General features: G+C 61.1%; 9 protein-coding genes. 5 read left to right on the forward strand and 4 right to left on the reverse strand.

All coding sequences use genetic code 11. From position 1 onward, the window contains the following. Positions 1–119 precede the first annotated feature (119 nt). Both JOZ06_RS12910 and JOZ06_RS12915 read left to right on the forward strand, forming a co-directional pair. A complete protein-coding gene (locus JOZ06_RS12910) occupies positions 120–1,745 on the forward strand; it encodes a methyl-accepting chemotaxis protein (RefSeq protein ID WP_293233046.1) in 1,626 nt (541 codons plus the stop codon). A 399-nt stretch (positions 1,746–2,144) separates the two neighbouring features. Continuing rightward, complete coding sequence (locus tag JOZ06_RS12915) at positions 2,145–3,749, forward strand: GNAT family N-acetyltransferase (protein WP_293233048.1); 1,605 nt, start codon at positions 2,145–2,147, stop codon at positions 3,747–3,749. A 587-nt stretch (positions 3,750–4,336) separates the two neighbouring features. Here JOZ06_RS12915 and potE read toward each other — a convergent pair. From potE to JOZ06_RS12935, 4 genes are all read right to left on the reverse strand, one after another. After that, on the reverse strand, positions 4,337–5,686 hold the full coding sequence (gene potE, locus JOZ06_RS12920; protein WP_293233050.1) for a putrescine-ornithine antiporter: 1,350 nt from the start codon (positions 5,684–5,686) through the stop codon (positions 4,337–4,339). Between the two features lie 1,186 nt (positions 5,687–6,872). Further along, positions 6,873–8,714: an ATP phosphoribosyltransferase regulatory subunit gene (locus JOZ06_RS12925; RefSeq protein ID WP_293233052.1), complete on the reverse strand. Its 1,842-nt coding sequence runs from the start codon at positions 8,712–8,714 to the stop codon at positions 6,873–6,875. Between the two features lie 2 nt (positions 8,715–8,716). Beyond that, positions 8,717–9,760 carry an ATP phosphoribosyltransferase regulatory subunit gene (locus JOZ06_RS12930; protein ID WP_293233054.1) on the reverse strand — a complete coding sequence of 348 codons (1,044 nt, stop codon included), beginning with the start codon at positions 9,758–9,760 and terminating at the stop codon, positions 8,717–8,719. Between the two features lie 94 nt (positions 9,761–9,854). Next, positions 9,855–10,991 carry a histidine decarboxylase gene (locus JOZ06_RS12935; RefSeq protein WP_293233055.1) on the reverse strand — a complete coding sequence of 379 codons (1,137 nt, stop codon included), beginning with the start codon at positions 10,989–10,991 and terminating at the stop codon, positions 9,855–9,857. 396 nt (positions 10,992–11,387) lie between these two features. On the opposite strand from JOZ06_RS12935, the gene JOZ06_RS12940 reads away from it, so the two are divergent. From JOZ06_RS12940 to JOZ06_RS12950, 3 genes are all read left to right on the forward strand, one after another. Then, on the forward strand, positions 11,388–13,070 hold the full coding sequence (locus JOZ06_RS12940; RefSeq protein ID WP_293233057.1) for an ATP-binding protein: 1,683 nt from the start codon (positions 11,388–11,390) through the stop codon (positions 13,068–13,070). After that, a complete protein-coding gene (locus JOZ06_RS12945) occupies positions 13,067–15,241 on the forward strand; it encodes an EAL domain-containing protein (protein ID WP_293233059.1) in 2,175 nt (724 codons plus the stop codon). The genes JOZ06_RS12940 and JOZ06_RS12945 overlap by 4 nt, the downstream gene beginning before the upstream one ends. Before the next feature lie 80 nt (positions 15,242–15,321). Then, entirely contained in the window at positions 15,322–15,492 is a 171-nt protein-coding gene (locus tag JOZ06_RS12950) for a hypothetical protein (protein ID WP_293233061.1), read from the forward strand. The last annotated feature ends 33 nt before the right edge of the window (positions 15,493–15,525 follow it).

The raw sequence follows: 15,525 nt of genomic DNA on the forward strand, positions 1-15,525 counted from the left end.
AAAAATTCGAGCATCTCCTCTAGGCTATGCTGGTCCCTGATCATGATATTGTCATCGCATAGCGAATGGCATCACAAACAACAAGGGGAGCGGGCACCACTGGTGTACCGGATGCATGTATGCGCAAATTTTCCAATTGGCCGATCTGGCTGAGACTGACGGGGGCTATCTGGCTGTGTCTGGTGATCGCCTGGGGGGCGATGATTGCTTGGGAAACACAGGTCACCAAGGATATCGCCATCGACCAAGCCACCGACATGGCGCACTCGATCAACGAAATGACTCTGGCCGGGTTGACCGGGATGATGATCACCGGCACCGTCAACCAGCGCAACGTGTTTCTGGATCAGATCAAGGAGCTGTCGGCGGTGCGCGACTTGCGGGTCGTGCGCGGCCCGGCGGTGGTCAAGCAATTCGGTCCCGGCGCCGGCAGCGAAGCACAGCCGCAAGACGAGGCGGAACGGCAGGCGCTCGCCGACGGCAAACCGATCATCCGCATCGAGTCCTCACCGCAAATCGGCGAGCATCTGCGCGTCATCTACCCGGCGCTTGCGTCAAAGCAATACTTGGGCAAGAACTGCATGAGTTGCCATATGGTGGCGGAAAGGACGCCGCTGGGTCTGGTCAGCATGCGCATCTCGCTGCAGAAAACCTACGATTCGGTGGCGAGCTTCCGCAATCAATGTTTCGCCTTCGCCGTCGTGCTATCGCTGCCTTTGATCCTGGTGGTGTTCCTCTTCGTCCGCCGCTTCGTCACGCGGCCGCTGATGTCGATGGAGCATCGCCTCGGCATGATCGCCAAGGGCGAGGGCGACCTGACGCAACGGCTCACCGACCGGCACGACGATGAAATCGGGCGAACCGCCAAGCGATTCAATCAGATGCTGGAGACCATCGCCGATTTGGTGCGCCAAGTCGGCGCCTCCGCCACGGCAGTCAACGGCGCCGCCCACACGCTTTCCGCCCAGGCATCCAGCCTGAGCGAGAGCTCGGAACAACAAACCAGCCAATCGCACGTCGCCGCCAGTTCGGTGATCGAATTGGCCGGCCACATCAGCGAAATCGCCGACAGCGCCACCCAGGTCAACCACCGCGCCAAAGACAGCCTGGCACGGGCGGAGGAGGGCGTCACGAGCCTGGCCGCGCTGCAACAGGATCTCAGCCAAGTCGAGCAAGCCGTGCGCGTGATGGCCGACGCGGAAAGCGAGTTGGTCGCCTCGACCACGGCGATCACCAGCATGACCCAGCAAGTGCGCGAGATCGCAGATCAAACCAACCTGCTGGCGCTCAACGCAGCCATCGAAGCGGCGCGTGCCGGCGAAGCGGGGCGCGGCTTTGCCGTGGTGGCGGACGAAGTGCGCAAGCTGGCGGAAAAATCGGCCGTTTCAGCGCGCGAAATCGACGATGTCACTCAAGCGCTCGGCCAGCGGACCGAGATGGTTCGCCAGACCGTTGTGACCAGCCTGGAACTGCTTTCTTCAAGCCACCAATCCGCCGACCGTGTCGCCGAAGTATTAACCGGCGCCAACGCCAGCGCAGCCGAGGTCTGCGACGGCCTGCAACAGATCGTCTCAGTCACCGAACAGCAACAACAGGTCAGCAATACGGTTGCCAATAATATCGATGCCATCGCCGAGCATGCGCGCGAGAACGATGCGTCGATTCAACAAGCGGTTGCTTCGGCGGCGGCACTGGAAGAACTGGCCGACCGGCTGCATGCCTTGGTTTCCCGCTTCCATACCTGACCGTTGTGATGGCGTACGAAAACCGGCGCACTGCGCCGGTTTTTTTCGGCCTGCCGGCGCGCAAGAAAAAACCATGGCGGCACAACCCTCTCCCGCCATTAAATTGCCTTAAACAACCTTTTCGTTGACAAGAAATAGCGCCATTCCCGCACAAAATTGGGAGGAATTAGCGACACTTTCGTCTGCCCACCGTCAAAATTTTTTCGAGTTTTCTTTCACTCTTCGACGCCATGAAATATAGTTGATATATAACAATCATCAGAAATGGCTGATTGCAAATGACAAGCTGCTCGTCTACTAATTCTGGCAAGCTGTTTGACATTTTTACGTTGTCTTAAGCAACTTTAATCTTAAAAAAACTTGCTTTCTGGAGCAGCAAACCATCTTCAGGAACCCGCAATGCAGCCCTCTATTGGAAACTTGCTTCGCGAACTGACCCGCTTGTATACCCAGGCACAACGCGAGCATGTCACGAGCGGCCACGACACGTCTTCGACACAGAGCCACGTCTTGATGGAGCTGGGGCGAGCCGGCCTGCTTACGCAGCAGGAACTAGGCCGTCGCCTCAGCCTCGACAAAGGCTGGGTCAGTCGTGCCGTCGAAAGCCTGGTACAAGCCGGCCTGGTCGCCAAATCCCGCCATGACAACGATCGCCGCAGCCGCTGGCTGGAGCTGACCGCCAAGGGTCATAAACGCTATCTGGCGCTGAGCGAGTCGCTTGACGCGCATGCCGAGCAATTCATGCTGCGGCTCAGTGCCGAGCAACGCCTACAGATTCACCAAGCGCTGGTGCTTCTGATCGGCGGCATGCAGGGAGAGATGCCCGAAGCCGCCGCCGAGCCGCCGGACACCGCCATAGCCGCCCTCGCCGAGGTCGAGGAGGCGCCGCCACAGCCGGATAGCGCGCTCAGTGACGAAGCGATCGAAGACGCGGCGCCCGCCACGGCGCCGGAAGCCGAACTCGTCACCGCCGAAGCGGACATGTCGGAGGCGGAACATCATGCCGCCGAGGCGCAAGCCGCCGCGCATCCGGATCTGGACGCCCCGCCGCGGCCGGTGTCTCCGCTGGCCGACAAGGTGCGCCCGCCAATGCCGGTAGCCCACACGCGGATCGTCGGCTCCAAAACCCTGCCAACCCGCCCGCTGCTGTCCCGCACCACGCCGCGCACGCCCTTGTCGCGCGCCGCTCAGCAGTTGGAGGAACGGCAAGCGGAGCCGATGGACAAGCCACGCCTGGCGCAGCATGGCGTGCCGCAAGAGCCCGCACAGCGCGGCGCGATTCCGCGCCCCGCCGTCGAGCCCGCCGTAACGCGCGCCATTCCGGTCGCGCGCCCGGCCCCCACGCCCGCACCGACAAGCCCCTCCGTTGCGCCGCCGATCACCCCGCGCGCGGCGCCCACCCCCGCGGCGGTCCCGCATGCCGCCGCACAGGCGGACGCGCCACGCTCCGGCTCGTTGTTTCAAAAGCTGTTGTCGCAGGGATCGTTGTTCAACAAATTGTTGCAACGCGAGCAGCAGCCGGAACAGGAATGGATTGAAGAACCGCCGCCGGTCGAAGCGCTGCCGGACGACGGCATTCAGTTTCAACCCGCGTCCCCGACCGACTGGAACGAGATCCGTAATCTGCTGACCGCCAACCGCCTACCGGTGCAAGGCGCGCTCAACCATCTGATGCACTTCGTCGTGGCCACCGAAAACGGCCGTGTCGTCGGCACCATCGGCATGGAGGTTTACGGCGATATCGGCCTTATCCGCTCGCTGGTCGTGGCCTCCAACATGCGCGGCAAATCCGTGGCCAAGCGCTTGCTGCTCTCCTTGATCGAGCGCGCGCGCGCCAAGCAGATCGGCGCCCTCTATCTGCTGTCCGGACCGATCGACGGACTGTTCTTCGACAACGGCTTCGAGAAGATGGCCCGCGCGGATATGCCGACCAAACTCTACGTTTCGTCGGAACTGCAAGGCGCCGGCTCCTCCTCGACCATTGCGCTGCGATTGATCCTCTAACGTTTGCAACGGCAATAAACCTAGCCCCTGGCGTTGATCGCCAGGGGCTTTTTTTGCGCCAGGGGTTTGGCGCAAGGGCACACATTCGCGTAGGGCGCACTCGCCGAAGGCAGTGCGCCTCCGAGGTTTGGCGCAATGCCGCGCGTTGCGCGTCGATTAGCGCCCTACACAACAGCAGTGCGCCTCCGAGGTTTGGCGCAATGCCGCGCGTTGCGCGTCGATTAGCGCCCTACACAACAGCAGTGCGCCTCCGAGGTTCGGCGCAATGCCGCGAGTTGCGCGTCGATTGGCGCCCTACACAACAGCAGTGCGCCTCCGAGGTTCGGCGCAATGCCGCGCGTTGCGCGTCGATTGGCGCCCTACACAACAGCAGTGCGCCTCCGAGGTTTGGCGCAATGTCGCGCGTTGCGCGTCGATTGGCGCCCTACAAATGGCAAGGCCTCAATGCAAACCGCCCGGCGGCAATTGCCGTCGGGCGGTTGGGGTACTTCATCAAGCCGGAGGGATGAAGGGCTTTCCCCCTGAAAAAATGGCCGGTCTTGCGACCGGCCAAAGTCAGCTTGATTAGAAGCTGAGGTACTTGATCGTTAGGCGTTTTCGCTCGTCACGGTGGTAGCCGCAGCGGTTTCGCGCTTTTGCTTAACCGAATGCGAGATCCAGCCGTACATCGGGATGGACAGCATCATGGTCAGCGAGCCCCAGAACACGGTGTCCTTGCCGGAGCCGGCCAGCGCATAGAAGCTGTAGACCAGGGCGAGCAGGGCGATCAGGCCGTAGCGGGTGTATTCGCCGGAGGCGATGTTGTTGTCCTTCATGATCTTGTAGATACCGGCGGTAGCCAGGATGTACGGAACCACGTTGGTGAACACGCACAACAGCGTAATGATCTGGAACTGCGAAGCCAGGTCGGGCGATACGGTCATGTAGCCCATCAGCGTCATCAGCACGCCGGTGATGATCATGCCCTTGAACGGGGTGCCGTACTTGTTGGTATCGGCGAAGATCTTCGGGAACATGCCGTCGTCGGCAGCGGCCTTCGACACTTGACCAGTGGTCAATACCCAGCCGTTGAGCGAGCCCAGGCAGGCAACGACCGCGCAGAAGCTGACGAACGAACCAGCCCAGTTACCGAACATATATTGTGCGGCGGTACTGAACGGAGCGCTCGAGGCAGCCAGTTCCTTGGCCGGAACCACGCCCATGATGGCGAAGGTCGACAGAATATAGATGACAGCGGCGAACAGCGTGCCGAGCATGGTGGCGATCGGCACGTTCTTCTTCGGGTTTTCAACCACACCGGTCACGATGCAAGCCGATTCCAGACCCAGGAATGCCCACAGGGTCAGCGAAGAAGCGGCCATCACGGCATCCCAGCTGCTTTGCTTCTTGTCAACGATCCAGCTGGCGGTGATGTAGTCCGGGTGGAAGAAGAACCAGCCCAACACGGCCATGCCCACCACCGGGATCAACATGCCCAGCGAGGTGAACTTCTGGATGCGGCCAATGAAGCCGGCGCCCGGGTAGTTCAGGAAGGTGAAGAACCAGATGGAGATGATGGCGGCGATGGCGCCCGGCATCGGCTTACTCAGCTCCGGAACGAAGTATGCCAGGTAGCCGATACCGGCTACGGCGATGGCCACGTTACCGACCCACAGCGACAGCCAGTAGCACCAGGTTTCAGTAAAGGCGGCATATTCGCCGATACCGTCGCGGGTGTAAGCGTACAGACCACCCTCTTTCGGGCAGAGGAAGCTCAGCTTGGAGAAGGACACCGCCAAAGCGATGGAACCAACGGTAGAGATGATCCAACCAAAAATACTGATCGAACCGACCTTAGCCAAACTCGAGGGCAACAGGAAAATCCCGGACCCCATCATGTTCAGCGCTACGAAGACCGTCAACGCGGACAGCCCCATCTTGTGTGACTTAGAAGACATATTATTGCTCCCAATTACTGCATCGAACATTCAATCAGTCCGGCACCCGCGCATTCACCCGGGATCCCAGCCAATTGGCTTTCGCGTCCCTGGCAGTAGCGAATTACAGGGGCCACCGCCTTGTTCCGGAACACGCCCGAGCCCTCATTACGAATGGCCGGGTATTCAGTACTGCTCCCGTTGACTACCGGGTCCACACCGTTGGCAGCGCAGCGACTTCCTGATGTGCGCTGCCAGAACCTCTGGATGCCGGGGTACGTTGCCCTTCACACCCTATAAATATGAGAAATTGGTAATATTCAGAATTGTATATAATGTGCTTGCTCTGACAACTGCACTACTTGATACACATCAACATCTAATTCAATTCCAAATTTTGCAGCGCAACATGCAAACAATGCCGAAAGCATATTTACATCATTCCAAAAGCATGATTCTTTGTCATTTTCCGCTCAATTGATTTTTCCCTTCCTTTCCGAAAAATATTCGATGAGGAAACGATAAGAATCAATAACGGCGGCGCTTTCAGGCCGGTGCCAATCAACGGGGGGAAAGATTGAAAGAGAGATACCGGGAAGCCAAAACCCCGTCCAATCCCAATAAAATCGGCCTTGGCCTGACAAAACGCATTTTGGCGCCAATGTATTTCAGCATATCAATGTATAAACATTAGCTGCTATGGATTATTTTCTGCTTTATAGCATAGGAATGGGATAACACCAGGGCAATATCGCAATTGGTTGATATAGTGCAGAGCCGCACTACAAGGGGGGCGTCAATATCAATATATTGATTTATAAAAGGTTTTGCGCCACCAACCCCAACTCGCATTCCACCTGACGCATCATCACATCTCAAAAGACGCGCAAATATTGTCGATTCGCGCAAGATGGCGAAAAAGGGCCTTTTTGCGCCCCCGCCCCACCATCAGACAGTCAAAAAAGCGCCGCTTTCCAGCAAGTTTGCGTAATCGCCCGCAAAGCAAAAAACCATCAAATCGTTTATTTTCAATGGCTTGACAAAATCATAGCCATACAGCGGCTTTGCCTGAAAAAGTTCGACAAAACATGCATGGCACAACTATTGCTTAATAGTCGACGGACTACATGCGCTTTTTGTCGGCCTGGATGGCGGCAAGCCGGAATAGTCATGAATGCTGCATTGCGAGATGCACATGGGGCTGTCTTCAGGAGAGCATCAGCCTGATCGCGCTAACCAGTCCCTCGCGGGTGCACGTTTGCCGGTGCGCGGCGGCAACGTCCCACAATTCAATGCGCCGGCCTTGGTCGGCCACCGTCAGCACAATGCGCGCGCCGCCCTTGAGCGCATGGCGCAGCCGCCAAGCGCGCTGCCCCACGCCGAAGTCGCAGACCACGGCCAACAGGGGAAACGCATCCCTCAGCCCGCTCGCCACCAGCAGGCCCGCCGCGGCATCTCCCTCGCTCTCCTGCAGGATGGCGATATCCTGGCGGGCGCTGGATACCACCGGCTGGCTACGCGCCTTTTCCGCCAACTGCAGCAGCGGCTCCACCATGAAGGCGAAACCGCAGGCGGGCGTGGCCTTGCCGATGACGCGCGTGGCGACCTCGTCATAGCGCCCGCCTCGGCACAACACCGGGTGATCCTCCAAGCCGGGCGCAGACCATTCGTGAAAGCTGTGCTGATAGTAGGGCCGGTGCGGAAACAGGTCGGGACGCACCGTGTGCGGCAGCCCCGCGCGCGCCAATGCCGCCGTCAAACGTTCAAAGCGCGCCAGGCTCGCGTCGGACAGGCTGTGCAGCATGTCCGGCGCGCTATCGATCAGCGCGCGCGGCACCCCGGGCAAACGGTCGCCGAGCAGCACTTCCGGCGCGGACGCGAGACTCGCCCGCGCCACCGGGTCGAGCGGCGCCAACACCGTCTCGAAGTGCTGACACAATCGTTGCCGATAACGGGCAAGCTCCGCCGGCGTGCCCAGGGTATTGATTTCCAGCTCAACTTGGGGAAGCAGTTTCAAGCGCTGCAATAGCGCGTACTCAAGCAGCAGCTGTTCCAGTTCGATGTCGACGTCGTCAAAGCCCAGCGCCTCGGCGCCGATTTGATGCCATTGTTCAAGCTGCCCGCCGTCGAGGTGGTGGTTACGGAAAACCGGCCCTTGATACCACAGCCGGGCCGGCATTTCCGTCAAATGCTGCGCGGCGATGGCACGCAAGCAGCCCATGGTGCCATCGCTGAGCAAACGGGCGGCCCAATCGTCGGCCTCGTCGTCGCCATCCAGCAACGGCAGCCGGATCTCGCGATAACCTTCCGACAGCAAGACCTGACGCGCTTCGGCATCGAGCCGGTTCCAATAATCGAGCCGGTCGGGATAATGCTTGCGCGGCCGGCCGCTCGGACGGGGGCGTACCGGCACCCGCAGCCGCTGTTCCAGCTCCAAACAATAATTCAGATTGCCCAGCACGACGTTTTGGCGCAAACAGCTTTCCACCCGATGGACCAGCGTGGCGCCCAGCGCGGCGGACAGGAATTGCCGGTAGCGTTGCTGACGTCCGGCATCCTCCGCCGCCAAGTTTTGATAGGTCGCGTGCGGCGTCAGAAAATCTTGGCGACACTGCCCCAAGTGCGCCGGGCCGCTGCTCAGCAACGAGGGATCGACGTCGTCCCCCGCCTCCAGCGCGCGTAATTCGATGTACTTCTGGCACAACAGGAAATAGCTGGCCGGCTCGACGCCGGCATTGCGGTAGCGCCCCTCCCACAGCACGCCGCTGCGCCCGTGGCGGCGGTTGAAGTACGCCACATATTGCCGTCCGAGGTATTGGATGAATCGCGCCAGCACGGTTTTGTCCGTGACCGTCAACAGCAGATAAATCTGACTCGGCAACAAGGAAAAAGCGTGCAGACGCAGCGGCATGTCGATGGCCGCCTGCCGCAGCAAGCCGACGAAGGTGCGATAATCGTCCTCGTCGCGGAAGAGCAATTCGCCGTTGTTGCCGCGCAGGGCCAGCAACTGCGGCAATTCGGTCACCAGGAGCCGTTCTTTTCTCGGCATCGTCAGCGCTCCCGGCCGGCGGCTTGCGCGCCGCTCAACCAGTCGATCAAGGCATCGGTCGACTGCTCGCCGACGGCGCCCTCGGCGCGCGACCACACCGTCCAGCGCCCATCGCGGCGGAGCACCAGCCGCCAGTCGGCGTCCTCGGCGGCAGTCTCCGGCGCCGCACTGGACAGCTGCGTGCGAATCCGCCATCCCTGCAAGCGGGCCCGCAACGTATGGCCGAACAACACCAAGTCGGTGGCTTGTTCCCGGCTCTCGGCGCGCAGCACCACGCACGGCGGCGACTGCGTCGCGGGTGGCTGGTAGCGGCACAACAGGTCGGTCAACCGTTCAACGTCGATGGCGAGCCCGGCCGCATGCAGCGGCCGCCCCAGCAAACGCGAGGCCAGTTCGTCGCAACGCCCGCCGTTACACACCCCCGTCGCGTCGGATGCCAGGCGCCAGTCGAACACGGTATGGTTGAAATAGCCGCGTCCGGCCACATCGTCGGCATCGAGCAGCCAGCACTGGCCCAAAGCGTCGAGCATGCGCGTGAACTCGGCAAAATGGCGCCGGCTATGCAATCCGAGGCGACCGGCGGCATCCTGGGCCTGCTCGCGCCAGCTTCCCAGATTGTTGACGGTCAGCTCGGCCTTTTGCGCGAGCCCCAAGGCCCGCCACAGTTCGCGAATCAACAACACCAGCTCCGCCTCGATGGCGGGGTCCGGCGCATTGAAGACCACCACGCCAAACTCCACCGTCTGGCGCGGGCCTTGAGGACCGTGCCATAGCACCGGGCGGAGAAACCAAATGCGCTCGATGCCGCGCCGCGCCGGCGTGTGCGCGGCCAGCACGGCGCGCACGCCGGAAGGCAGTCCGTCGGGGCGCAAGCGGTCCCACGCCGTCCCTGCCGACTCGTGGGCAGGGGTGCTGGCCTCCAGCGCCGGCAACCGGATTTCTTGATAGCCATAACGGTGCATGACGCCGCGAAGCCGCGCTTCCACCCAATGCTTCAGATTGTCCGTCTCGACGACGATATCCTGCGGCATACCGCCCAGCGTCATGGTCCGCTCCATTCTCCCAAACGAAAGCCCGGGGATCGCCCCGGGCTTATTGTGTCAGAAAACCGGACGAGGGGTCCGCCCCGTCGCCACGCAGTTAGGCGGCGGCTTCCGCCAGATCGGCGACCACGTCGTCGATCAAGGCATCGATGCGGCTGCTGTCCAGATGATGCGCCGTCGTGATCAGATGGGCATAGGCTCCCGACGTGGCCAGACAATGCTTTTTCCACACGTCTTCGGACGGACAGGGGAAGACGACCGTAATCGAGTTCCTGTTGCGCCAAGCCTTGATGCCGCAAGCCTGGAAACGGTCGACGGCGTATTGGGCCATTCTCAGGCAATGGGCGATCCGCCGTTGCTGCTCCTCGAACGAGACGGCGTGGATGGCGTACCACAGCAAAAGCGGCGTATGGCCGTTGCGCGACCCGGTGATGGTTTTATCGTGGGCGGCAATATAGTCGATTTCGACCGAAATCTGATCGACGTTCTTTTTCCGTGCCAGCACCACGCCGCACGGGATCGGCGTGCCGATCATCTTGTGGCCGGACACGCTGATCGAATCGATGCCGTCGGCAAAATTATGCGGTTGCGGATCGTCGACGAAGGGCAGGATCATGCCGCTCAAGGCGGCGTCGCCGTGAATGTAGTAATCCTCGCGCGCGAAACCGGCTTGGCTCATCAAGCGCTGCAAACGGCCGATATCGTCGACGGCGCCTTTGACCGTCGTACCCAGGTTGGCAAACAGGATGGGATGACGTTCGCCGCTCGCGGCGATTTTACGCATCAGGTCCTGGTAATCGATCTCGCCATTGGGCAGCGAATCCACCACTTGGGATTTGATGCGCAGCAGCTTGACGATTTTGGCGACCGAATAGTGCGTGTCGCGCGAATAGAACAGCGTGCCATCGGGAAACAACTCGCGCGCCAGGTAGCAACCGAACATATTGCCTTCGGTGCCGCCGTTGGTGACATAGCCCCAGCTTTGGTCGAAGCCGATGCGATAGAGCTTGGCAAAATGCTTGATCACCTCTTCCTCGAACGCGAAGGTGTTGAGCAGGTAATTGCAGTACTCCGCCCAATCGCCGCAATTGTTCAGAGAAAAGCGCATGAAGCGCTCAAGACCACCGTAATCGAAATCCGCCGATTCGGGATAACCAATATTGAAGTATTGGTTTTTAACGCAATGGGCCCAGAATGCATCGAGCTTGTTCTGGTTTTCGATGGACAGAGGCATGTTGTTCTTCCTTCAAGGCCAGCCGTCCCTGAATACCTCCAGGTGGTCCTGACGTGCGTTTTTAAGAAGGTGCTAATGTATCCCTCTCGGCGCGAAGGGAAAGCCAAACATGCCAAATTCAGCTTGATTTTGCAGGCGATTAACCATCACGGCGGCCACTTTATCGGCAAAGGCCAATTATTTGACCCCGTCCCCTTTTTTTAAAATATTGCTCATGGGGCGGTGCCGCGACCTTGGGCGGATCGGGACAAAAAACGTCTTGCATTCGCCTTAACCATTGTTAATATTTTCTCATGTGATTTATCCATTTTAAGTACGCACTTCATCCTGAAGCGCCGCATCCAAACCCGACGCTTCCGCCGTCCCGCGCCGAGTGCCTGACGGAAGGAATTCCCCATGACCCAGTCCTCGATCCCGCCCCCCCGCTCCCAGCGCATGGCCAGACTCAGGGCCGTTCTGGACGCGCTGGTCATGCCGGAGTCGGCACTGCGGCGGCAAGCCCGTGCTTGGCTGACGTCCTGGCCGCGTTTTCGCAAACGGCTCGCGCCCTTCCTCGAGGCCATCCCCAACGCCGTGGTGGTGGTGGATCGCGAAGGCCGCATCGCGGCGCTCAACGCCCGAACGGAAAGCTGGTTCGGTTATGCGCACGACGAGCTGATCGGCAAGCCGGTCGAAGTGCTGCTCCCCGCCGATTTGCGCGTCAATCACGTGTTCCTGCGGCAGAGTTTCATGCAGGCGCTGGCCGCGCGACCGATGGGACAGGGGCGCGAGTTGTTCGCTTGCCGCAAGGACGGCAGCGAATTCCCGGTCGAAATCGGTCTCAACCCGCTAGAGACCCGCAAAGGGACCATGGTGCTCAGTTCAATCATCGACATCAGCGAACGCAAGGCCAGCGAGGCGCGCTTTCATGCGCAAGCCGCGCAGGTGGCGCAAGCGAGCAGCTACAAATCGGCGTTTCTGGCCAATATGTCGCATGAGCTGCGCACGCCGCTCAACAGCATCTTGCTGTTGAGCGAACATCTGTGCGCCGCGCCCCAGGACAATCTGCTGCCCAAGCAGCTCAACTACGCTCAAATCATCCATCAATCCGGCCGGGATCTGCTCGCGCTGATCGAGGATATTCTCGATCTGTCCCGCATCGAGGCCGGCAAGCTGGACATCCACGCGGAACCGCTGTCTCCACGCGAGCTCTGCCACTATTTGCGCCGCACGTTCACGCCGCTTGCCGAGTCGCACCAGCTATCGTTGACCTGCGAGGTCGCCACGGCGGTGCCGGACACCATCGTGGTGGATTTCAAGCGGCTCTATCAGATCGTCAAGAACCTGTTCTCCAACGCCTGCAAATTCACGCCGGCCAACGGGCAAGTCGCCGTGCGCATCGATGCCGATCCAGCCACGCTCTCCATCGCGGTCAGCGATACCGGCAGCGGCATACCCGCCGATAAGCAAGCCGAGATTTTCGATGCCTTTGTCCAACTGGACGGCACCTCCAGCCGCCGCGTCAGCGGCTGCGGCTTGGGGCTGGCCATCGCCCGCCAGCTGGCGGCCTTGCTGGGCGGCAACTTGACAGTGGACAGCACCGTGGGCCAAGGCAGCACCTTTACCCTCCACTTGCCGCTACTCACCGAGAGCGCGCCGCGCGCCGCGCCGCATCCGCTGAGCGACCCGCTCCCCCCGCCGCCACTGGCCGACCCGTCGCTATTGCAGACACTGGCTGGGCGCAAGGTGCTGCTGGTGGACGACGAGATACGCAATATCTTTGCCATGACCAGCCTGTTGGAGGATGCCGGTCTGGACGTGCGCGTGGCGCGCAATGGCCAGGAGGCCCTGGATGCGGTGCGCCGCCAGCCGGAAATCGAATTGATTCTGATGGACATGATGTTGCCGCTTTTGGATGGCTACCAGGCAACGGCCATCTTGCGCAGCGAACTGCATTTCTCCAAACCGATCCTGGCGCTGACCGCGCTGGCGATGAAAGGCGACCGCGAAAAATGCCTGGCGGCCGGGGCAGACGCGTACTTGGCCAAGCCCGTCGAGCGCCAGGCGCTTTTGACCCTGATAGGAAAGATGCTGAGATGAATGGGCACGGCACATATTCCGGAGTAAACGCCGCCAACGCGGTGCAATGCACGCAGGATCGCCTGCAACGCGTTTTGCTGGTCGACGATCACGGCGAGAACCTGGCGGTACTCGACGCCATTTTGAGCGATTGCGGCGCCCACTTGCTGCAAGCGCGCTCCGGTAACGAAGCGTTGGAGACGCTGTATCGCGAGGAGATCGCGCTGGTGCTGCTCGACGTCAACATGCCGGACATGGACGGCTTCGAAGTATTGCGCGCCATGCGCGCCAACCGCCGTACCCGCGATATTCCCACGCTCTTTCTCACCGCCTATGCCCGGGACGAGCAAGAGATCGTCGATGGCTATCGCCATGGCGCGGTCGACTTCATCCTCAAGCCGATCAGCTCGGCCGTGCTGCGCGGCAAGGTGCAGCAGTTCCTCGAGCTCGCGCGTTACAAGCGGGAGAGAGAGCGGGTCAACGATCTGCTGGCGGCGCAGAAAAGGTACTACGAATCGATGCTCAACGCGGCGGACGAGGGCGTGCTGGGATTGTCGCCCGACGGCCGGGTCCACTTCGCCAACCCGACCGCGCTGCGCTTGCTGGCCGCCGCGCCGGACCAGCTGTTAGGCGCCAACTTCCTCGAAATCGGCCAGCCGCCCAGCGCGAATGGGGCCGATTGGCAAAACACCGTGTTCTACCGCTATTGGAAGTCGCGCCGGGCATTGCGGCTGACGGATACGCTGCTGCGGCGCATGGACGGCGAGACGCTGCCGGTGGCCTTGAGCTGCGCGCCGTTGCCCGGCGCGGAAAGCGGTTCGGTCATCGTCTTCCAGGACATCAGCCAGCAAAAAAAGATGGAAGAACAGTTGCGGCAGCAAGCGGTGACCGATTCGCTCACCGGCCTATTGAACCGCCACGGCCTCAAGCAGGCGCTGGCCGGCTGCGTGCAGCGCAGCGCCCGTTCCGGACGGCATCTGGCGCTGTTTTTCATCGACCTGGACCATTTCAAGGACATCAACGACACACAGGGCCACGATGTCGGCGATTTGGTGCTCAAATCGGTTGCCGGCCGCCTGAAGGCGGCGTTGCGCGCCAAGGATGTGATCGCGCGCCTGGGCGGCGATGAATTCACGGTGATCATCGATGATCTGGAGGACGTCGAGCACGCCGCCTTGGTGGCGCGCAAACTGCTGAACACGCTGTCCGCGCCGTTCGAGATGCGCAACCACTCGTTATCGACCGGCGCCTGCATCGGCATCGCGCTGTTTCCGGATAATTGCAACGATACCGACAGCTTGATGCTGGCCGCCGACCTGGCCATGTACCGCGCCAAGAGCCTGGGGCGCAACACCTTCGAATTCTTCACGCCGGAACTCAACGCGCGCGCGCAAGCCAGCATGCTGCTCGAACAAGGCATCCGCCAAGGCTTCGACAACCACGAGTTCTCTCTCGATTACCAACCGCAGTTCGATACCGCGGGCCAGCACATCGTCGGCATCGAGGCTTTGCTTCGTTGGCGGCGTCACAACGGGCAAGTCCGGCCGGACGTCTTCATCCCGTTGATGGAGCAGACCGGTCTGATCAATCAGGTGGGAGAATGGGTGTTGGAGGCCGCGGTCAAACAGCGCCGCGCCTGGCAGTTGTCCGGTCAGCTGCCGGATCATTGCCCGGTGGCGGTGAATTTATCGCCGCGCCAATTCAACAATCCGCAACTGGCGCCGACGGTGGCGCGGATTCTGGAACGGCATGCGCTGCCGCCCGCCTTGCTGGAGCTGGAGGTCACCGAAGGCGTTCTCATGGTGAACACGCACGATCAGCGCCCGATGCTGGCGCAGTTGCGCGCGTTGGGCGTGCGCCTGTCGATCGACGACTTCGGCACCGGCTATTCCTCGTTGGCGTATCTGATGGGATCGGATATCGATGCGCTCAAGATCGACCAATCGTTCATCGCCCAGATCGTCGCGAATCCGAAGGACCAGGCGATTACCGCGTCCATCATCCAACTTGCCCACAACCTGCGGCTGAAAGTCGTGGCGGAAGGGGTGGAAAACCAAGCCCAGCTCGACATTCTGCGCCAGCTGGGCTGCGACTACGTGCAGGGTTACCTCTTCAGCCAACCGCTGCCGCCGGACGACATCGCCTTGGGGGCGGCCGTGAAGAGGGAGTCGGGAGTGGGCAGTGGAGAGTAGGGCGCACTCGCCGAAGGCAGTGCGCCACCGGAGTTCGGCGCAATGCCGCGCGTTGCGCGTCGATTGCGCCCTACACAACCTTGTGCGAACCGCGGCAAGCCCACCCCAACCCCGACGTGCGCCGGCTGATTTTCGATAGCCGGCTGAGTTGGGCGTCGATGCCGGTCGATGCCCAGTCGTCGTGGTTATACCTGAAAAACGCCGCGCGCCTGCGCGAGGTGGCGGGATGCTTGGTGTTGACCGCCGATTAACACCCTAACCTGGAGGCGGGGAGCGAACGCTCC

Source organism: Paludibacterium sp. (genome assembly GCF_019232825.1).
Taxonomy (GTDB): domain Bacteria; phylum Pseudomonadota; class Gammaproteobacteria; order Burkholderiales; family Chromobacteriaceae; genus Paludibacterium.